The 18,585-nt window shown below is 61.5% G+C and carries 18 protein-coding genes; 12 read left to right on the plus strand and 6 right to left on the minus strand.

What is annotated here, in order from left to right; genetic code table 11:
• The first annotated feature begins 48 nt into the window (after window positions 1-48).
• Window positions 49-894: a xanthine dehydrogenase accessory protein XdhC gene (gene xdhC, locus ACNFIC_RS19060; protein ID WP_416781629.1), complete on the plus strand. Its 846-nt coding sequence runs from the start codon at window positions 49-51 to the stop codon at window positions 892-894.
• 10 nt (window positions 895-904) lie between these two features.
• A complete protein-coding gene (gene guaD, locus ACNFIC_RS19065) occupies window positions 905-2,209 on the plus strand; it encodes a guanine deaminase (RefSeq protein WP_138220256.1) in 1,305 nt (434 codons plus the stop codon).
• 51 nt (window positions 2,210-2,260) lie between these two features.
• On the opposite strand, the gene ACNFIC_RS19070 is transcribed toward guaD, so the two are convergent.
• Window positions 2,261-3,016 (minus strand): GntR family transcriptional regulator, encoded by a 756-nt coding sequence (locus ACNFIC_RS19070; RefSeq protein WP_138220257.1) that lies wholly within the window; start codon window positions 3,014-3,016, stop codon window positions 2,261-2,263.
• Window positions 3,017-3,370: 354 nt separating this feature from the next.
• On the opposite strand from ACNFIC_RS19070, the gene ACNFIC_RS19075 reads away from it, so the two are divergent.
• Window positions 3,371-4,720: an NCS2 family permease gene (locus tag ACNFIC_RS19075; protein WP_138220258.1), complete on the plus strand. Its 1,350-nt coding sequence runs from the start codon at window positions 3,371-3,373 to the stop codon at window positions 4,718-4,720.
• A gap of 112 nt (window positions 4,721-4,832) precedes the next feature.
• On the opposite strand, the gene ACNFIC_RS19080 is transcribed toward ACNFIC_RS19075, so the two are convergent.
• The gene (locus tag ACNFIC_RS19080; RefSeq protein WP_416781630.1) at window positions 4,833-5,600 is read right to left on the minus strand and encodes an RHS repeat-associated core domain-containing protein; all 768 of its coding nucleotides are present in this window, start codon (window positions 5,598-5,600) and stop codon (window positions 4,833-4,835) included.
• Window positions 5,601-5,781: 181 nt separating this feature from the next.
• Window positions 5,782-6,135, minus strand: a complete 354-nt coding sequence (gene uraH, locus ACNFIC_RS19085) for a hydroxyisourate hydrolase (RefSeq protein WP_138220260.1) — start codon at window positions 6,133-6,135, stop codon at window positions 5,782-5,784.
• 386 nt (window positions 6,136-6,521) lie between these two features.
• Here uraH and puuE point away from each other — a divergent pair, with 386 nt between their 5' ends.
• The 7 genes from puuE to ACNFIC_RS19120 all read left to right on the plus strand — a co-directional run bounded on the left by puuE (window position 6,522) and on the right by ACNFIC_RS19120 (window position 13,651).
• Window positions 6,522-7,448 carry an allantoinase PuuE gene (puuE, locus tag ACNFIC_RS19090; RefSeq protein ID WP_138220261.1) on the plus strand — a complete coding sequence of 309 codons (927 nt, stop codon included), beginning with the start codon at window positions 6,522-6,524 and terminating at the stop codon, window positions 7,446-7,448.
• The gene (gene uraD / locus ACNFIC_RS19095) at window positions 7,448-7,963 is read left to right on the plus strand and encodes a 2-oxo-4-hydroxy-4-carboxy-5-ureidoimidazoline decarboxylase (protein WP_416781631.1); all 516 of its coding nucleotides are present in this window, start codon (window positions 7,448-7,450) and stop codon (window positions 7,961-7,963) included. Before puuE ends, uraD begins: the two co-directional genes overlap by 1 nt.
• Window positions 7,964-8,070: 107 nt before the next feature.
• Window positions 8,071-8,574: an ureidoglycolate lyase gene (locus ACNFIC_RS19100; protein WP_138220263.1), complete on the plus strand. Its 504-nt coding sequence runs from the start codon at window positions 8,071-8,073 to the stop codon at window positions 8,572-8,574.
• Between the two features lie 188 nt (window positions 8,575-8,762).
• Entirely contained in the window at window positions 8,763-10,091 is a 1,329-nt protein-coding gene (locus tag ACNFIC_RS19105) for a urate hydroxylase PuuD (RefSeq protein ID WP_416781632.1), read from the plus strand.
• 150 nt (window positions 10,092-10,241) lie between these two features.
• The gene (locus ACNFIC_RS19110; protein WP_138220265.1) at window positions 10,242-11,597 is read left to right on the plus strand and encodes a nucleobase:cation symporter-2 family protein; all 1,356 of its coding nucleotides are present in this window, start codon (window positions 10,242-10,244) and stop codon (window positions 11,595-11,597) included.
• Window positions 11,598-11,731: 134 nt separating this feature from the next.
• Complete coding sequence (locus ACNFIC_RS19115; RefSeq protein ID WP_138220266.1) at window positions 11,732-12,517, plus strand: outer membrane protein OmpK; 786 nt, start codon at window positions 11,732-11,734, stop codon at window positions 12,515-12,517.
• Window positions 12,518-12,868: 351 nt separating this feature from the next.
• Entirely contained in the window at window positions 12,869-13,651 is a 783-nt protein-coding gene (locus ACNFIC_RS19120; RefSeq protein ID WP_416781633.1) for an outer membrane protein OmpK, read from the plus strand.
• Between the two features lie 65 nt (window positions 13,652-13,716).
• Here the strand turns inward: ACNFIC_RS19120 and ACNFIC_RS19125 are convergent, their stop codons facing one another.
• Entirely contained in the window at window positions 13,717-14,007 is a 291-nt protein-coding gene (locus ACNFIC_RS19125; protein ID WP_416781634.1) for a hypothetical protein, read from the minus strand.
• Between the two features lie 173 nt (window positions 14,008-14,180).
• On the opposite strand from ACNFIC_RS19125, the gene ACNFIC_RS19130 reads away from it, so the two are divergent.
• Window positions 14,181-16,124 (plus strand): LTA synthase family protein, encoded by a 1,944-nt coding sequence (locus ACNFIC_RS19130; protein WP_416781635.1) that lies wholly within the window; start codon window positions 14,181-14,183, stop codon window positions 16,122-16,124.
• A gap of 33 nt (window positions 16,125-16,157) precedes the next feature.
• On the opposite strand, the gene ACNFIC_RS19135 is transcribed toward ACNFIC_RS19130, so the two are convergent.
• The gene (locus tag ACNFIC_RS19135) at window positions 16,158-17,072 is read right to left on the minus strand and encodes a DUF808 domain-containing protein (RefSeq protein WP_416781636.1); all 915 of its coding nucleotides are present in this window, start codon (window positions 17,070-17,072) and stop codon (window positions 16,158-16,160) included.
• A gap of 133 nt (window positions 17,073-17,205) precedes the next feature.
• Between ACNFIC_RS19135 and ACNFIC_RS19140 the strand changes: the two genes are divergently transcribed.
• A complete protein-coding gene (locus tag ACNFIC_RS19140) occupies window positions 17,206-17,817 on the plus strand; it encodes a TetR/AcrR family transcriptional regulator (RefSeq protein ID WP_138220270.1) in 612 nt (203 codons plus the stop codon).
• Window positions 17,818-17,904: 87 nt separating this feature from the next.
• Here the strand turns inward: ACNFIC_RS19140 and ACNFIC_RS19145 are convergent, their stop codons facing one another.
• A complete protein-coding gene (locus ACNFIC_RS19145; RefSeq protein ID WP_138220271.1) occupies window positions 17,905-18,345 on the minus strand; it encodes a GlcG/HbpS family heme-binding protein in 441 nt (146 codons plus the stop codon).
• Window positions 18,346-18,585 lie beyond the last annotated feature (240 nt).

Below are 18,585 nucleotides of genomic sequence, written 5' to 3' on the forward strand. Positions count from 1 at the left end.
GAGGCCGCTCCTACAAGGGACCGCGCCGCATTTGAGAGAGGCAGTATCATGCACCAATGGATCAACGCCCTCGCCGACCATCAATCGCGCGGCGAACCCTGCGTACTGGTGACCATCATCGAGGAGCGCGGCTCGACCCCGCGCAATGCCGGCTCGAAAATGGTGGTCAGCGCCAGCGCGCTGTACGACACCATCGGCGGCGGCCACCTGGAGTTCAAGGCGCTGCACATCGCCCGGCAGATGCTCGAAGAACACCGCATGACTCCGCACCTGGAGCGCTTCAGCCTGGGCGCGAGCCTTGGCCAGTGCTGCGGCGGCGCCACGGTGCTGCTGTTCGAGCCGATGACCGGCGTGCAGGCTGAGATCGCCGTGTTCGGCGCAGGCCATGTGGGCCGTGCTCTGGTACCCTTGCTCGCGGCCCTGCCCTGCCGGGTGCGCTGGATCGATTCGCGCGAGCAGGAATTCCCTGAACACATCCCCGCCGGTGTGACCCAGGTGGTGAGCGAGGAGCCGGTCGACGAAGTGGCCGAGCTGCCTGCGGGCTGCTACTGCATCGTCATGACCCACAACCATGCGCTCGACCTGGAACTGACCGCCGCCATCCTCAGGCGCAACGATTTTGCCTGGTTCGGCCTGATCGGCTCGAAGACCAAACGCGTCAAGTTCGAACACCGCTTGCGCGAACGCGGCTTCGACGACGCCCTGATGGCGCGCATGCGCTGCCCAATGGGCCTGGCCGAGGTCAAGGGCAAGCTGCCGATCGAGATCGCTGTGTCCATCGCCGCAGAAATCATTGCCACCTACAACGCCTGTTTCGGCCAGCACGACGCTAGCGCCAACTCAGGCCCGATTGCCCAACTGCTGCCCGCCTCGCGGCGCAGCCAAGCCGTTTGACGAGAGCCTTATGAGCGCAACCCGCAAAGCCTACCGAGCCGCCATCCTGCACAGCGTTGCCGACCCTGCCGAGGTCGGCCTGGAAGCGTCCTGCGAGTACTATGAAGACGGTCTGCTGGTGGTTGACGACGGTCGCATCAGCGCACTCGGCCATGCCAGTGAGCTGCTGCCGACGCTGGATGCCGACATCGAGGTGGTGCACCATCAGCACGCCCTGATCACCCCCGGCTTCATCGACACCCACATCCACTTTCCGCAGACCGGCATGATCGGCTCGTATGGCGAGCAACTGCTGGACTGGCTGAACACCTACACCTTCCCCTGCGAAAAGCAATTTGCCGACAAGGCGCATGCCGACCAGGTGGCGAAGATCTTCCTCAAGGAGCTGCTGCGCAACGGCACCACCACCGCGCTGGTGTTCGGTAGCGTACACCCCGAATCGGTCAATGCCCTGTTCGAGGAGGCCGAGCGCCTGGACCTGCGGATGATCGCCGGCAAGGTGATGATGGACCGCAACGCCCCTGACTACCTGACCGACACCCCCGAGTCGAGCTACCGCGACAGCAAGGCACTGATCCAGCGCTGGCACGGCAAGGGCCGCCTGCACTACGCCGTGACGCCACGTTTCGCGCCGACCAGCACCCCCGAGCAACTGCGCGCGGCCGGCCAGTTGCTCAAGGAGCACCCTGGCGTGTACCTGCACACCCACCTGTCGGAGAACCTCAAGGAGATCGACTGGGTAAAGGCACTGTTCCCCGAGCAGAATGGCTACCTGGACGTCTACGACCACTTCGAGCTGCTCGGCGAACGCTCGGTGTTCGCCCACGGGGTACACCTGTGCGACGAGGAGTGCCAGCGCCTGGCCGAGACCGGTTCGGCGGTGGCGTTCTGCCCTACCTCCAACCTGTTCCTGGGCAGTGGGCTGTTCAACCTGCCCCAGGCCGAGCGTTTCAAGGTCAATGTCGGCTTAGGTACCGACGTTGGCGCAGGCACCAGCTTCTCGCTGCTCAATACCCTGAACGAGGCCTACAAGGTGATGCAGCTGCAAGGCGCGCGCCTGCACCCGTACAAGTCACTGTACCTGGCCACCTTGGGGGGGGCCCGGGCACTGCGCCTGGACGAGCGTATCGGCAGCCTGCGTCCCGGCAACGACGCCGACTTCGTGGTGCTCGACTACCAGGCAACGCCGCTGCTGGACTACCGCATTCAGCAATCGAAGAGCATCGAGGAAACCTTGTTCGTGCTGACCACCCTGGGCGATGACCGCACGGTGCGCGAAACCTATGCCGCCGGTCGCTGCGTGCACCAGCGCTAAAAACGCGAAGGGGCCGCTATGCGGCCCCATTTCAGTCAACCAGGCAAACGATCAACCCTTGGCGGCAGCCTTGGGCTTCTTCAGCAGGTGCGAGAACACCGCGTGCAGGTCGTCCGAGGCGCTGTCTTCGTCCAGGTTCAACTTGCTGTCGATGTGGTCCATGTGGTGCATCATCAGGTTCACTGCCTGCTGCGCGTCGCGTGCCTCGATGGCATCGATCAGCTGCATATGCTCGTCATAGGAGCAGTGCGAGCGGTTGCCGCTTTCGTACTGGGCGATGATCAGCGAAGTCTGCGACACCAGGCTGCGCTGGAAGCTCACCAGCGGTGCATTGCCAGCGGCTTCAGCAAGTTTGAGATGGAACTCGCCGGACAGGCGAATGCCAGCGCCACGGTCGCCACGCGAGAAACTGTCGCGCTCCTCGCGCACCATCTGGCGCAGCTCGTTGAGTTGCTCGTGAGTGGCGTGCTGCACCGCAAGCTCGGTGATGGCGCGCTCGACCATACGTCGCGAGAAAAATACCTGGCGGGCCTCTTCGACCGTTGGGCTGGCCACCACCGCGCCGCGGTTGGGCCGCAGCAGCACCACGCTCTCGTGGGCCAGGCGCGACAGTGCGCGACGGATGATGGTGCGGCTGACACCGAAGATCTCACCCAGCGCTTCCTCGCTCAACTTGGTGCCCGGCGCGAGGCGCTGTTCGAGAATGGCCTCGAAGATGTGCGCGTAGACGATATCGTCCTGGGTACCGCTGCGGCCGGCCTTGCCGGTGCGCGCAGGTTTTTTCAGAGGTTGCAGCTGTTCGTTCATGGGCTCTCGAGCACGAAGGATCTGCCAGTCGAACCGTGACTGTAACGCCTGTCAGCGGGTATATGGCAAGTCCGGGAGTTGTTGGTAGGCCAAGGTATGGCGCCATTGTACACAGGCTGCCCCGTTTCTGCAGGTGGCCTTTTACCTATATAGCCGTTGTACGGCAGTTTCTGCGCAGGAAAGATAAAACATTATTTGCATTCTTTGTACACAAAAGCATAATCCTGCGAGCAACTTCCTGACCCATTAGTCAACAAAATGGTCGGACGTCTGCCACACCTCTCCCACGAAGCCCCCAAGTGCATCGCTCAGGATCCGGCTTCGAACAACAAGAAAGATTGAGGAGTACTCGCTGTGGAAAGCCGCAAATCCGAAGCACCTACGCTGGATCTCGCCCCACCGCTCGAAACGGGCTGGCTGGAACGGATTTTCAAACTCAAGCGACACGGCAGCACCGTGAAGACCGAACTGATCGCCGGGGTGACCACCTTCATCACCATGGCCTATATCATCTTCGTCAACCCCAACATCATGGCCGACGCTGGTATCGACCACGGCGCAGCGTTCGTCGCCACCTGCATCGCTGCCGCCCTGGGCTGCCTGCTGATGGGCCTGTACGCCAACTGGCCGGTAGGGCTGGCGCCGGGCATGGGGCTCAATGCGTTCTTCACCTACACCGTGGTCGGCACCATGGGCTACACCTGGCAGGCCGCGCTGGGGGCGGTGTTCATCTCGGGCGTGCTGTTCATGTTCCTGACCCTTTCGCGGGTGCGTGAATGGCTGCTCAACAGCATTCCGGTCAGCCTGCGCCACGCCATGGGCGCAGGCGTGGGGCTGTTTCTCGGGCTGATCGGCCTTAAGACCGCCGGTATCGTCGTCGACAGCCCGGCCACGCTGATCAAGCTCGGCTCGCTGCACGAGCCCGCGCCGCTGCTGGCGGCGCTGTGCTTCCTGATGATCGCGATCCTCAGCTACAAGCGGGTGTTCGGCGCCATTCTGATCAGCATCATCAGCGTGACCCTGGCCGGCTGGGGCCTGGGGCTGGTGCAGTTCGCAGGGGTGCTGTCGATGCCGCCAAGCCTGGCGCCGACCTGGATGGCCATGGACGTGGCCGGGGTGTTCAACGTGAGCATGATCAGCGTGGTGCTGGCGTTTCTCTTCGTGCACATGTTCGACACCGCCGGCACATTGATGGGCGTGGCCCAGCGCGCAGGGCTGGTGGCCGCGGATGGGCGCATCGAAAACCTGTCACGGGCGCTCAAGGCCGATAGCGCGTCGAGCGTGTTCGGCGCCGCGGTGGGCGTACCGCCGGTGACCAGCTATGTGGAAAGCGCTGCCGGTGTCGCGGCCGGTGGGCGTACCGGCCTGACGGCCGTGGTGGTCGGCCTGCTGTTCGTCGCGGCAATGTTCTTCGCCCCGCTGGCCGGAATGATTCCGGCCTATGCAACAGCAGGTGCGCTGATCTACGTGGCGATGCTGATGATGGGCAGCATGGCGCACATCCATTGGGACGAGGCCACCGACAGCATTCCGGCAATCGTCACGGTGATCATGATGCCGCTGACATTCTCGGTTGCCGACGGTATCGCGCTGGGCTTCATCAGCTACGTGGCGCTGAAGGCGGGCACGGGCAAGTACAAGGAAATCTCCGCCAGCCTGTGGGTGCTGTGCGTGATCTTCATTGCCAAGTTCGTGTTTCTCTGAGGCCCTCGCTTCAGCAAAGGGCGCTTGCGCGCCCCTTTGTCAACTGGCGCGTGCCTCCATTACAGGCAATGCGCGAGCCAGCTATTAAAACAGCCGGCGAATTCACTAAATATCAAGACCCGAAAGCTCGGATGTAATTGACCTCAACACCGATGCCCTCCAAGAAACCGCTTAATTTATATAGATTCTCGAAGGGGGGCTGAAAGTGACCAGAATGATTATTGAGGGATATCTTACCTCCATCACCGATAAAGACATACCCGGCGCTGATTACGCTCTCCCCAAGGCCTTTCGTGCCATAACCCAGCCCCGAAAATTCGGCAAGGCTGCCGTGGCTAGGCATCGTGGGATCATCCCGGCTGCTGAACACGACAAACTTTTCCTCTTGGGTGAATACAAACTTGTGATTCAGCCCTGGATCCAGTTGCTCAAAGCCGCTTTTGCTCGTGACCACCCTGTACTGGGTCGAGGCTTTTTTAACTTGTGCTTTCGCATGAGCCATCTCCTCGGCCATGTTCCAGTATTGATTATTCGTGAGCCCCCTGTCCTCGGTGAGCGACTTATAAAGACTGGCGACCCGCTGAACCAAACGACCCACTGGTCGGGCACCGTTCCTGAAAATGGGCCAATTGCCAGTGGGGTCCAGCCCATTGACAGGGTCATTCAGGCAGTAAGCGTAGGCATTGATCCCCCCCTTGAGAAACGGACTCAAAGCGTCTGGGCTGATGAACCGCATTAAACAAGGGCTGTACAGACGGCGCCCATTTCCGAGTGCGTGGCATTGCAGCACACCGTCAAGAAACTGGCCTGTGAAACCCAATACCGTGATCGGCGCTGGTTGAGTGCGCCTGTAACCATAGGGTGAATACGCAGTGTTCATTGGCCGTGCTCTTCACTTGCCACAGGAGACCCGATGATGACCAATGCACCCAAACGTGGCTACTGACAGAAATGTCAGTCACCTCGATGATGCCATTTGAAGTCGGAGAAACAGCAAACGAAAAAAAGCCCGCCAGTGTGAGAGCGGGCCAAGGACCTACGAAGATTCTTCTAGCGACCAACTAGCTTCCACGGTAGGTCGAGTAACTGTACGGCGAGATCAGCAGCGGCACGTGGTAGTGCTCCTGTTGCTGATCGATGCCAAAGCGCAGTACCACCACGTCGAGGAACGCGGTATCCGGCAGTTTCACACCGCGCGCGCGGTAGTAGTCACCGGCGCTGAACTGCAATTGGTAGACGCCCGTCCGGTAGTCGTCGCCCTGCAGTAGCGGCGCATCGACGCGGCCGTCGCTGTTGGTCAGGGCGGTGTGCACCAGTTCCAACTGCTGGCCTTCGACACGGTACAACTCGACCTTGATCGAGCTGCCCGGGCAGCCGTGCGCGGCATCCAGTACGTGTGTGGTCAAACGTCCCATGTGCTTGTCGCCTCTTGTCATATGCGTGGGCAGAAAATACACGCCAGCCAACCGGCGCCGAGCCTGCGGTGAGCGCGAATGCAGCCATTAAGACAGTTTATCAATAAATTGTACACAATTTTTTGAACCCTTCCGCGACGCTTCGCGCAGCCGCCCCAAAACGGGGCCAGCCATCGCTGAACAAGGCCCCATGCCGGTGCCAACAGCATTAACTGACCATTCAGGCAGGTTTCTTGCAGGGCTTTTCGGCACGACGGATGGGAAGAAATGCAGAAAAACAGGCTTACAAAAGATTTAAGAAGTTGTATACAATCATCCCATCTGGTGGTGCGACATCCCGACGCGGCGCACCCACCCCGCACTAACGCACAAGAAGGAAGACTGCAGTGAGCGCTGACTATCCTCGCGACCTGATCGGTTACGGCAACAATCCCCCCCATCCGCAATGGCCGGGGAATGCCCGCATTGCACTGTCCTTCGTGCTCAACTATGAAGAAGGTGGCGAACGCAACATCCTGCACGGCGACAAGGAATCCGAAGCCTTCCTCTCCGAAATGGTCGCTGCCCAGCCCTTGCAGGGCGTGCGTAACATGAGCATGGAATCGCTCTACGAATACGGCAGCCGCGCCGGCGTCTGGCGCCTGCTCAAGCTGTTCAAGGACAGCGGTGTGCCACTGACCATCTTCGCCGTAGCCATGGCCGCCCAGCGCCATCCTGATGTGATCCGCGCCATGGCCCAGGCCGGCCACGAGATCTGCAGCCACGGTTACCGCTGGATCGACTACCAGTACATGGACGAGGCGCAAGAGCGCGAGCACATGCTCGAAGCCATCCGCATCCTCACCGACCTCACCGGCGAACGCCCGCTGGGCTGGTACACCGGCCGCACCGGGCCGAACACCCGTCGCCTGGTGATGGAAGAAGGCGGTTTCCTGTACGACAGCGACACCTACGACGACGACCTGCCCTACTGGGAGCCGAACAACCCCACCGGCAAGCCGCATCTGGTGATCCCCTACACCCTGGATACCAACGACATGCGCTTCACCCAGGTACAGGGTTTCAACTGCGGCGAGCAGTTCTTCCAGTACCTCAAGGATGCCTTCGACGTGCTCTACGCCGAAGGTGCCGAGGCGCCGAAAATGCTCTCGATCGGCCTGCACTGCCGCCTGGTCGGCCGCCCCGCGCGCCTGGCCGCGCTCAAGCGCTTCGTCGACTATGCCAAGAGCCATGAACAGGTCTGGTTCGCCCGTCGCGTGGACATCGCACGCCACTGGCACGCCACCCACCCGTACAAGAAAGAGAACGCCTGATGACCGCCTTCAAGACCCTCAAGCCCTCCACCCTAAGCCGCGCGGCCTTCGTCGAGGCGTTCGCCGACATCTACGAGCATTCGCCGTGGGTCGCCGAAAAAGCCTATGACCTGGGCCAGCTGGCCGAGCTGGACGAGGTCGAGGCGCTGCACCAGCGCATGAGCGGTATCCTGCTCAGCGCCAGCCAAACCGAGCAACTGGCCTTGATCAATGCGCACCCGGACCTGGCCGGCAAAGCCGCCATCCAGGGCGAGTTGACCGAATCGAGCACCAACGAGCAAGCCGGTGCCGGCATCCACCAGTGCACCGCCGAAGAGTTTGCCCGTTTTACCGAACTCAACGACGCCTACAAGGCCAAGTTCCAGTTCCCGTTCATCATGGCTGTCAAGGGCAGCAACCGGCACCAGATCCTGGCCGCCTTCGAAAAGCGCATCCACAACGACCAGGATGCCGAGTTCAAGGAAGCCTTGGCGCAGATCAACCTGATCGCCCTGTTCCGCCTTTTGCAGCTTTGAGGACTCAAGGCAAGCCTGGCCCGAGTGCGTGACGCGAGCGCACCCAGGGCCTGGCTGGCCGGTCCACCCAACATCGATAAAAACGAACATACAGAAGAGATAACCGCATGCGCACCCTGATGATCGAGCCCCTGACCAAAGAAGCCTTCGCCCCGTTCGGTGACGTGATCGAAACCGATGGCAGCGACCACTTCATGATCAACAACGGCTCGACCATGCGCTTTCACAAGCTCGCCACGGTCGAAACCGCCGAGCCTGAAGACAAGGCGATCATCAGCATTTTCCGCGCCGACGCGCTGGACATGCCGCTGACCGTGCGCATGCTGGAACGCCATCCGCTGGGCAGCCAGGCTTTCATCCCGCTGCTCGGCAACCCCTTTCTGATCGTGGTCGCGCCGGTTGGCGATGCACCTGTATCAGGCTTGGTCCGAGCCTTCCGCAGTAATGGCAGGCAGGGCGTTAATTACCATCGCGGCGTCTGGCACCATCCGGTGCTGACGATCGAAAAGCGGGATGACTTCCTGGTGGTTGATCGCAGTGGTTCCGGTAACAACTGCGATGAGCATTACTTCCCCGAGGAACAGATGTTGATCCTCAATCCCCACCAATAAGAAAGGTCGGTCATCCAAGGGGCTGTACGACAGGCCTCGAGCCGCGATCGGGCAAGGCGAAAACACGCGAGAACGCGCCATTTGCAGGTTGCAGATGCGCATTCGACGCCGGTTTTCGACCTGGCTTGATCGCAGCATAGGCGTCGTCCGTGCAATCCCCGCGCGGTGACTGGCGAGAGGTACATACTGTGGAAGCACACCTTCACGAATGGCTGAACCTGAGCATTCGCTGGGTTCACATGATCACCGGTGTCGCCTGGATCGGCGCATCGTTCTACTTCGTCTGGCTTGAAAACAACCTGAACCGGAGCAATCCGCGCGACGGGCTGTCGGGTGACCTCTGGGCCATCCACGGCGGTGGTATCTACCACCTTGAAAAATACAAGCTGGCGCCGCCGAAGATGCCCGAGAACTTGCACTGGTTCAAATGGGAAGCCTACTTCACCTGGATGTCCGGGATCGCCCTGCTGTGCGTGGTGTTCTACTGGAACCCGACGCTCTACCTGCTGGCCCCTGGCAGCAGCCTGAGCGGTGCCGAAGGCGTGGCCATCGGTATTGGCTCGCTGGTCGCCGGCTGGTTCATCTACGACTTCCTGTGCGACTCGCCCCTGGGCAAGCAACCGGCCCTGCTCGGTGGCGTACTGTTCGTACTGATCATCGCGGCGTGCTTCGGCTTCAGCCTGGTGTTCAGCGGCCGCGGCGCCTACCTGCACACCGGTGCGATCATCGGCACCATCATGGTCGGCAACGTGTTCCGCATCATCATGCCGGCCCAGCGCCAGTTGGTAGCGGCAATCGCGAACAACACCACCCCCGATCCGGTCCTGCCGGCCAAGGGCCTGCTGCGTTCGCGCCATAACAACTACTTCACCTTGCCGGTGCTGTTCATCATGATCAGCAACCACTTCCCGAGCACCTACGGCAGCCAGTACAACTGGCTGATCCTGGCCGGGATCGCAGTGGCTGCGGTGCTGATCCGCCACTACTTCAACACCCGCCACGACAGCAACAAGTACGCCTGGACCCTACCGGTCGGCGCCCTGGCGATGATCTGCCTGGCCTACGTCACCGGCCCCAAGCCGCTGCCGACCGCCCCAGAGCAGGCCGCCGCGAAGATCGAGTACCAGCCACTGCCAGCCACCGCCGTGGGTGGCAAGAGCGCCGCCGAACTGCGCGCCGAGGAAGCTGCCAAGGCCGCCCAGGCCCCTGCCGCTACCGCCGAGGCACCTGCCCAGGCCAGCGCCCAGGCGTCGGGCACTGGTTTTGACAAGATCCACAACGTCATTCAGGAGCGTTGCACCGTATGCCACTCGGCCAAGCCGACCAGCCCACTGTTCAGCGCAGCGCCTGCCGGCGTGATGTTCGACACCCCGCAGCAGATCCAGGCCCAAGCCGCGCGCATCCAGGCGCAAGCGGTTGCCAGCCAGATCATGCCGCTGGGCAACATCACCCAGATGACCGCCGAGGAACGCAAGCTGGTCGGCGACTGGATCGCCAAGGGCGCCCAGGTCAATTGATCGAGCTGCAAGTCTCACGCTGCGAGTAGTCAGCAACAAGCAAGCATCGAGTGTCAGGCTCCAAGGCGGGAATCCAAGCTTTTTCCTGAAGCTTGCCGCTTGGGGCTTGCCGCTTGGCTCCGAGAATAAAAACAAAACTCGAGGTGCTGCATGTCCGAGTCACCCAAGGCGTACATTCCGGTTGCGCCGCCGCGACAGCCCCTGCCCCTGTTCCAGCTGATCCTGGTAGGTCTGCAACATGTTCTGCTGATGTACGGCGGCGCCATCGCCGTGCCGCTGATCATCGGCCAGGCAGCGGGCTTGTCCCGCGAGGAAATCGCCTTCCTGATCAACGCCGACCTGCTGGTCGCCGGCGTTGCCACGATCATTCAATCCTTCGGTATCGGCCCGGTCGGCATCCGCATGCCGGTAATGATGGGCGCCAGCTTCGCGGCGGTCGGTAGCATGGTGGCCATGGCCGGCATGCCCGGTGTCGGCTTGCAGGGGATCTTCGGCGCGACCATCGCCGCCGGGTTCTTCGGCATGCTGATCGCGCCGTTCATGTCCAAGGTCGTGCGTTTCTTCCCGCCTCTGGTGACCGGCACGGTCATCACTTCGATTGGCCTGTCGCTGTTCCCGGTGGCAGTCAACTGGGCCGGTGGCGGTCAACAGGCCGAGACCTTCGGCTCGCCAATCTACCTGATGGTCGCAGGCCTGGTGCTGGCAGTGATCCTGCTGATCAACCGTTTCATGCGCGGCTTCTGGGTCAACGTGTCGGTGCTGGTGGGCATGGGCCTGGGTTATGTGCTGGCCGGCTCCATCGGTATGGTCGACCTCTCGGGCCTGGACCAGACGCCATGGCTGCAAGTGGTCACGCCGCTGCACTTCGGCATGCCGACCTTTAGCCTGGCGCCGATTCTGTCGATGTGCCTGGTGGTGGTGATCATCTTCGTCGAGTCCACTGGCATGTTCCTGGCCCTGGGCAAGGTGACCCATCGCGAAGTGACCCCGGGGATGCTGCGGCGCGGCCTGCTGTGCGATGCCGGTGCGTCGTTCATCGCCGGGTTCTTCAACACCTTCACCCACTCCTCGTTCGCGCAGAACATCGGCCTGGTACAGATGACCGGGGTACGCTGCCGCTACGTCACGGTAATGGCCGGGGGACTGCTGATCCTGCTCAGCCTGCTGCCCAAGGCCGCCTTCCTGATCGCCTCGATTCCGCCTGCGGTACTGGGCGGTGCGTCCATCGCCATGTTCGGCATGGTCACCGCCACCGGGATCAAGATTCTCCAGGAAGCGGACATCAGCGATCGGCGCAACCAGTTGCTGGTCGCGGTCAGCGTCGGTTTCGGGCTGATCCCGGTGGTGCGCCCTGAGTTCTTCGCGCAGATGCCGCAATGGATGGAGCCCATCACCCACAGCGGCATCGCCATGGCCACCCTCAGCGCCTTGGTGTTGAACCTGCTGTTCAACATCCTTGGGGGAGCCGAGCGCGCCGTGCACAACGACGCCTGCCACCCGCATTGAGCCTGTAAGGGGCGACACCTGCCGCCCCGCTCAAGCCACGCAAACGACACCGTCGGCCCGCCGGAATGGGCCGCCCGGGGCGCCTGCGCGCCGAAAAAACCGCTAACAAAAACAATAAGTCCGGGAATCACCACATGAAGCGCATCACCACATCGCTGTTGCTGGGCAGCAGCCTGCTGGCCACTCTCCCCTCGCATGCAGGCGAATGGCTGCAGTGGCACGGCGAAAGCCTGACCTACCTGTACGGCAAGGACTTCAAGGTCAACCCCGATATCCAGCAGACCATCACCTTCGAACACGCCAACAAGTGGAAGTACGGCGACACGTTCCTGTTCATCGACAAGATCTTCTACAACGGCAAGGCCGACCCAGGCAAAGGCGTCACCACCTACTACGGCGAGTTCAGCCCACGCCTGTCGTTCGGCAAGATCCTCGACCGCAAGTTGGCCCTCGGCCCGGTCAAGGACGTGCTGCTGGCCATGACCTACGAGCGTGGCGAGGGCGACAACCAAGCCTACCTCATTGGCCCAGGCCTGGACCTCGACATCCCCGGCTTCAACTACTTCACCCTGAACTTCTACGTGCGCAACACCGAAGGGCCACGCCCCGGCGACAACGTGTGGCAGATCACCCCCGGCTGGTCCTACACCCTCCCGGTGGGCAAGTCCGACATCCTGATCGACGGCTACATGGACTGGGTACCGGACAACGACCAGAACAGCCGCGGCACCTACCATGCCAACCTGCACTTCAACCCACAGGTCAAGTACGACCTGGGCAAGGCCCTGAACATCGGCGCCAAGCAGCTCTACGTCGGCTTCGAATACAGCTACTGGAAGGACAAATACGGCATCGACAGCCGTGGCAACCTGCAAAGCAACCAAAGCGTGGCCAGCGCGCTGGTCAAGGTTCATTTTTAACAACCTGACCAGTCGCACAAGTTTGTAGCATGACGCTCCAGGAAGGAGCACTTGAGGACCGGCGCGCAAGCCAGTAATCTGCGCGCCCCCTCGATCGGGGCAGGACGGATCCTGCCCGCGTTTGCTGACCGCTCAGTCAATGAATTCGGGCGGTTGGCCAACGTGTTGCCAGCCTGAAACACCCATTTCATCCGTTCAGAAAGCCGTCGAGCAGGATGGTTGCGCCCAACCCGGAAAAGTTGGCGCAGCTCTTGCCAAACAGCTGTGGCCAATCGAAAAAAGCTGACTCAAAAGACAAAAACAGCGCCCGAGCGCTGACAACAGATCCACATCAAGGGAGCGACACACGCAATGCGCATCATCAATAGCCTGATCCTCGCCGGCGGCCTGCTGGCCTGCGGCGCCAGCCAAGCCGACGACCTGCTGCAGTGGCAGAACAACAGCCTCACCTACCTGTGGGGCAAGGGCTTCAAGGTCAACCCGCAGATCCAGCAGACCGTCACCTTCGAACACGCCGATGCGTGGAAGTACGGCGACAACTTCCTCTTCGTCGACAAGATCTTCTACCAAGGCAAGAAAGACGAGGGCAACGGCCCGAACACCTACTACGGCGAGATCAGCCCACGCCTTTCGTTCGGCAAGATCTTCGACCAGAAGCTGGAGTTCGGCCCGGTCAAGGACGTGCTGTTGGCCATGACCTACGAGTTCGGCGAGGGTGACACCGAATCCTACCTGATCGGCCCAGGCTTCGACCTGGACCTCCCAGGCTTCGACTACTTCCAGCTGAACTTCTATCAGCGCACCACCGACGGCAGCCGCGCCGGCGACAACGTCTGGCAGATCACCCCGGTGTGGTCCTACACCCTGCCGGTCGGCTCGTCCGATATCCTGATCGACGGCTTCATGGACTGGGTGGTGGACAACGACGAAAACCGCCACGGCACCTACCAGGCCAACCTGCACTTCAACCCGCAGGTCAAGTACGACCTGGGCAAGGCCCTGCACCTGGGCGAGAAGCAGTTGTATGTGGGTGTCGAGTACGACTACTGGAAAAACAAGTACGGGATCAAGGACAGTGACGGTTTCACCACCGACCAGAACACCATGAGTTTCCTGGTCAAAGTGCACTTCTGATCGGTCTAACGAAACAGCGCCTTTTTATGAAAGGCGCTGTTTCTTTCAATATCGTAAGAATTTACTTACAGCGAATTTAGACTTTTCTTACCCACAAGAACCCCCGCCCTGCCCATCAGCAATAACACGCCCGGCACCAGTCCCCCACCGATCAGCAACACACTCACGACTTGGCCGTGTTCCAACACCCGCTGAATATCCAGCAACAACATCACGCCGTTGAACAACAAGGCCACCCCGAACAGGTCACAGCAACGCAGCAGCGCCCCGCGCCCACTGCCGTGCAAGAGATGGCGCAGCCCCCAGGGCACCCCAACCCAGCGCCGACAGCACGTACAACGCCAGGTGATAGACATCGTAAGTCAATAAAGCACCGAACATGAGCAGCGCCTCTTCGCCACCCGAAAAATCCGGCACTATAAACAGGAACTTTCTGTCTGCCGACAGCAAAATTTTGACAAAATTTTTGCGAACTCGCCGTTATTCTGCTTGCCTTTTCTTACCCAAATAAGGACATAGGCGAATCTCAATGCGCGCACCTCTGCACGCCCCCTGGCGCTTTCTGCTGTTACTTTGCTCTGTCTGGTTCAGCATTTTCCTACTTACCCGTGGCGCGTTACTCATTGCCCACGCCGAAGAATTCAGCGGCAACTACTTGGCCGTGTTCTTTACCGGCGCCCTATATGACCTGACCTTCCTCGCCTATGCCGCCCTGCCACTTGGACTGTACTTGGCCTTGTGTCCAGCCTCGCTGTGGCACTCGCGCGTGCACCGTGCGCTGCTGCAAGGTGTGCTGACCGCGAGTCTGTTCCTGATGCTATTCGTCGCCGCGGCCGAATGGCTGTTCTGGGACGAGTTCGGCGTGCGCTTCAACTTCATCGCCGTGGACTACCTAGTGTATTCCAAGGAAGTGCTGGACAACATTCGCGAGTCCTATCCGCTGCCGACACTGCTCGGCGGCCTGGCCGTGGCCGCCGCACTGCTTAGCCTGTTGCTGCGCAAACCGCTGCTCAAGGCCCTGTCCGCGCCGCTCGCCACACCACGCCAGCGCCTGGCCGGGGCCAGCGCACTGGCTGCGCTGTGCGCCGTGCTGCTGGTACTGGTCGACCAACAGTTCCCACGCAGCACCGACGGCAATGCCTATCAGCGCGAACTGGCCAGCAATGGCCCGTACCAGTTCTTCGCCGCCTTCCGTAACAACGAGCTGGACTATGGCCAGTTCTACGCCACGCTCGGTGCCGAGGAGGTCGGCGCGCAGATGCAGCGCGAACTCGCCGCCGCCAACGCCCGCTTCGACCGCCGCGAGCCCCAGGACATCCGCCACCACATCAGCGCCAACGGCCCGCAACGCACGCCCAACATCATCCTGGTGACCATCGAGAGCTTCAGTGCCAAGTACATGGGCAGCAACGGCGGGCCAGGCAACCTCACCCCCAACCTCGACGCGCTGCGCCAGAAAAGCCTGTACTTCAACAACTTCTACGCCACCGGCACCCGCACCGACCGTGGCCTGGAGGCTATCACCCTGTCGATCCCGCCCACCCCTGGACGCTCGATCGTCAAACGCATCGGCCGTGAAAGCGGCTATGCGAGCCTCGGGCAGCAACTGGCGGCGGTGGGTTACGACCCGGTATTCGTGTATGGCGGGCGTGGCTACTTCGACAACATGAACGCGTTCTTCAGCGGCAATGGCTACCGCATCGTCGACCAGAGCAGCATCGACGAAAGCGAGATCAGCTTCAAGAACGCCTGGGGCATGGCCGACGAGGACCTGTACCGCCAGGCGCTCAAGCTGGCCGACCTCGATCATGCTGCCAGCAAGCCATTCTTCCTGCAGTTGATGACCACCTCCAACCACCGCCCCTACACCTACCCGGACGGACGCATCGACATCCCCTCTGGTGACGGTCGCGAGGGCGCGGTGAAATACACCGACTACGCCATCGCCCAGTTCCTGCAAGAGGCCAAGGACAAGCCGTGGTTCGACGACACCCTGTTCGTGTTCGTCGCCGACCACACCGCCGGCAGCGCCGGCAAGGAAGACCTGCCGGTGCGCAACTACCAGATTCCGCTGTGGATCTACGCACCGAAGCTGGTCGAGCCGGGCGAGAACCCGACCCTGGCCAGCCAGATCGACCTGGCCCCAACCCTGCTAGGCCTGCTGAACCTGAGCTACACCTCGACCTTCTTCGGCCGTGACCTGCTCAAGGGCGATAACCTGCCGCCACGGGTGCTGATCGGCAACTACCAGCATCTGGGGCTGTTCGACGGCAAGGACCTGGCCATCCTCAGCCCACGGGGCGAGCTGCGCGTGCATGAAGATGCGCTGGGCAACAGCCACGAGCGCAGTGTCGGGAACGATAATGCGCTGGTACGCCGGGCAATCGCTTATTACCAGAGTGCAGCCCACGGCTTCAGCCAGGGGCTGCTGGCGTGGAAGCCGCAGGATAAAGGGGTGGCACTCACCCCCTGAAGGCAGGCCAGTCGCCCCACGCGATTCGCCCGGTCACTGTGCCGGGCGAATCGCCTTCCACAGCTTGCCGACAACGCTGACCACTGCCAGCACCACGGCACCCGCGACCACGCCGGCCACCGCGTTGAGCAAGGCCCCCGTCAACGCGCCACCGCGCCCGTCGGCAAACACTTCGATGGCGTGGTGCAACGGCGCGATGCCATGTACCAGGATGCCGCCGCCGACCAGGAACATCGCTGCCGTGCCGATCACCGACAGGCTCTTCATCATGTACGGCGCCGCGCGCAGGATGCCATTGCCGATACGACGGCTGAGCTTCGACGCCTTCTGCGTCATCCACAACCCCAGATCGTCAAGTTTGACGATGCCCGCCACCAGGCCGTAGACCCCCAGGGTCATGACCACGGCGATACCCGAGAGTACGATGATTTGCTGGGTGAGCGGCGCATCGGCCACGGTGCCCAGGGTAATCGCGATGATCTCGGCGGACAGGATGAAGTCGGTGCGCACCGCGCCTTTGATCTTGTCTTTCTCGAACGCGACCAGATCGACGCTGGCATCGGCCAGGGCTTGCTTGCGCGCCGAGTGCTGGGCATCGTCGTCCTCCTTGCTGTGCAGGAACTTGTGCGCCAGCTTCTCGAAACCTTCGAAGCACAAGTAGGCGCCGCCCACCATCAGCAATGGGGTCACTGCCCAGGGAATGAACGCACTGATCAGCAGTGCGGCCGGAACCAGGATCGCCTTGTTCAACAGCGAGCCCTTGGCCACCGCCCACACCACCGGGATCTCCCGCTCGGCACGTACACCGGTGACCTGCTGGGCATTGAGGGCCAGGTCGTCGCCCAGCACGCCAGCGGTTTTCTTCGCCGCCACCTTGGTCATCAGCGAAACATCGTCGAGTAGCGTTGCGATATCGTCGATCAGTACCAGTAAGTTGCTGCCTGCCATGTCGAAATGTTTCCAGTGTGTTCGGATGGTCGCGATTCTAGCCCAAAGACCCTGCCTTGAGCGGCGATCAGGGCCGGTGCTACCATGCCAGACCCCGTTTGCAGGGGGCCAGACACGAGGAAGACCCCTGACAATGAGCACCATTCGCGAGCGCAACAAGGAGCTGATCCTGCGCGCGGCCAGTGAAGAATTCGCCGACAAGGGCTTCGCCGCCACCAAAACCAGCGACATCGCGGCCAAGGCGGGCCTGCCCAAGCCGAACGTGTATTACTACTTCAAGTCCAAGGACAACCTGTACCGCGAGGTGCTCGAAAGCATCATCGCGCCGATCATGCAGGCCTCCACGCCGTTCAACGCCGAAGGCGACCCCAAGGAAGTGCTGAGCGCTTACATCCGCTCCAAGGTACGGATCTCCCGCGACCTGCCGCACGCCTCGAAAGTCTTCGCCAGCGAAATCATGCACGGCGCCCCGCACCTTTCGCCAAGCCAAGTGGAGCAGCTCAACGCACAGGCACACCACAACATCGCCTGCATCCAGCGCTGGATCGAACGCGGGCAAATCGCGCCTGTGGACCCACACCACCTGATGTTCAGCATCTGGGCGGCGACCCAGACCTACGCTGATTTCGACTGGCAGATTTCGGTGATCACCGGCAAGGCCAAACTGGCCGACAGCGATTATGAAGCCGCTGCCGAAACCATCATTCGGCTGGTGTTGAAGGGCTGCGAACCTGAGGCGGCCTGACAGGACCAATAGGGCTGCGTTGCAGCCCATCGCGGCACGGGGCCGCTCCTACAGGGGTTTGCAATTGCCTTTAGAAGCGCGCAGGGCTTAGGCCGCTGCACCGGCATCCGCCGTCAGCCCTGCCTCCTCGATCGCACTGATCGCACACTGCTCGTCGATATCCGACGTATCCCCGCTGATCCCTACCGCTCCCAGCACCTTGCCCGCCTGATCGCGAATCAGCACCCCACCCGGCGCCGGCACCACCGGCCGCTCGCCCAATCCGTTCAACGCGGCGAAAAACGCCGGGCGCTGTTGCGCGTCCAGCGCCAGCAGGCGCGAACCCTTGCCCAGGGCCACCGCGCCCCAGGCCTTGCCGATGGCCACCTGCGGACGCAGCAGGCTGGCGCCATCCTCGCGCTGCAAGGCCAGCAAATGCCCACCAGCATCCAGTACCGCGACGGTCAACGGGGCAGCGTTGATCGTGCGACCGGCAGCCAGTGCAGCGTTCACCACAGCAACGGCGACATCAAGGGTCAATGCGTTCATGAAAAGGTCCTCTTCTTGTTGTGAGAAGCCCTGAGGGCAGTTGAAAACCGATCAACAAATAGAACACAACAAAACACATTCTTGTATACAATTTTTTAAATCAAACCCACCAACTGCGACGAAATGCCGCCCTTTAGGGGCGCGACTGCCCAGTCCAGCCCGCCGACGAAAATGGATTGACCTTTACCACAAAGCATGAATACACTCTGCCGCAACGAAAGTTGTATACAATTACAAAAT

Origin of the sequence: Pseudomonas sp. NY15463 (genome assembly GCF_048068415.1) — a bacterium.
Classification (GTDB): domain Bacteria; phylum Pseudomonadota; class Gammaproteobacteria; order Pseudomonadales; family Pseudomonadaceae; genus Aquipseudomonas; species Aquipseudomonas mosselii_C.

What these genes read in the sequence shown, in the direction of transcription:
- ACNFIC_RS19070 (WP_138220257.1), bottom strand. Translation starts at nt 3,016, where the DNA reads ATGAACGAACAGCTGCAACCTCTGAAAAAACCTGCGCGCACCGGCAAG.
- ACNFIC_RS19145 (WP_138220271.1), bottom strand. Translation starts at nt 18,345, where the DNA reads ATGAACGCATTGACCCTTGATGTCGCCGTTGCTGTGGTGAACGCTGCA.
- ACNFIC_RS19130 (WP_416781635.1), top strand. Translation starts at nt 14,181, where the DNA reads ATGCGCGCACCTCTGCACGCCCCCTGGCGCTTTCTGCTGTTACTTTGC.
- ACNFIC_RS19100 (WP_138220263.1), top strand. Translation starts at nt 8,071, where the DNA reads ATGCGCACCCTGATGATCGAGCCCCTGACCAAAGAAGCCTTCGCCCCG.
- ACNFIC_RS19110 (WP_138220265.1), top strand. Translation starts at nt 10,242, where the DNA reads ATGTCCGAGTCACCCAAGGCGTACATTCCGGTTGCGCCGCCGCGACAG.
- ACNFIC_RS19120 (WP_416781633.1), top strand. Translation starts at nt 12,869, where the DNA reads ATGCGCATCATCAATAGCCTGATCCTCGCCGGCGGCCTGCTGGCCTGC.
- xdhC (WP_416781629.1), top strand. Translation starts at nt 49, where the DNA reads ATGCACCAATGGATCAACGCCCTCGCCGACCATCAATCGCGCGGCGAA.
- uraD (WP_416781631.1), top strand. Translation starts at nt 7,448, where the DNA reads ATGACCGCCTTCAAGACCCTCAAGCCCTCCACCCTAAGCCGCGCGGCC.
- uraH (WP_138220260.1), bottom strand. Translation starts at nt 6,135, where the DNA reads ATGGGACGTTTGACCACACACGTACTGGATGCCGCGCACGGCTGCCCG.
- guaD (WP_138220256.1), top strand. Translation starts at nt 905, where the DNA reads ATGAGCGCAACCCGCAAAGCCTACCGAGCCGCCATCCTGCACAGCGTT.
- ACNFIC_RS19140 (WP_138220270.1), top strand. Translation starts at nt 17,206, where the DNA reads ATGAGCACCATTCGCGAGCGCAACAAGGAGCTGATCCTGCGCGCGGCC.
- ACNFIC_RS19125 (WP_416781634.1), bottom strand. Translation starts at nt 14,007, where the DNA reads ATGTCTATCACCTGGCGTTGTACGTGCTGTCGGCGCTGGGTTGGGGTG.
- ACNFIC_RS19115 (WP_138220266.1), top strand. Translation starts at nt 11,732, where the DNA reads ATGAAGCGCATCACCACATCGCTGTTGCTGGGCAGCAGCCTGCTGGCC.
- ACNFIC_RS19135 (WP_416781636.1), bottom strand. Translation starts at nt 17,072, where the DNA reads ATGGCAGGCAGCAACTTACTGGTACTGATCGACGATATCGCAACGCTA.
- ACNFIC_RS19080 (WP_416781630.1), bottom strand. Translation starts at nt 5,600, where the DNA reads ATGAACACTGCGTATTCACCCTATGGTTACAGGCGCACTCAACCAGCG.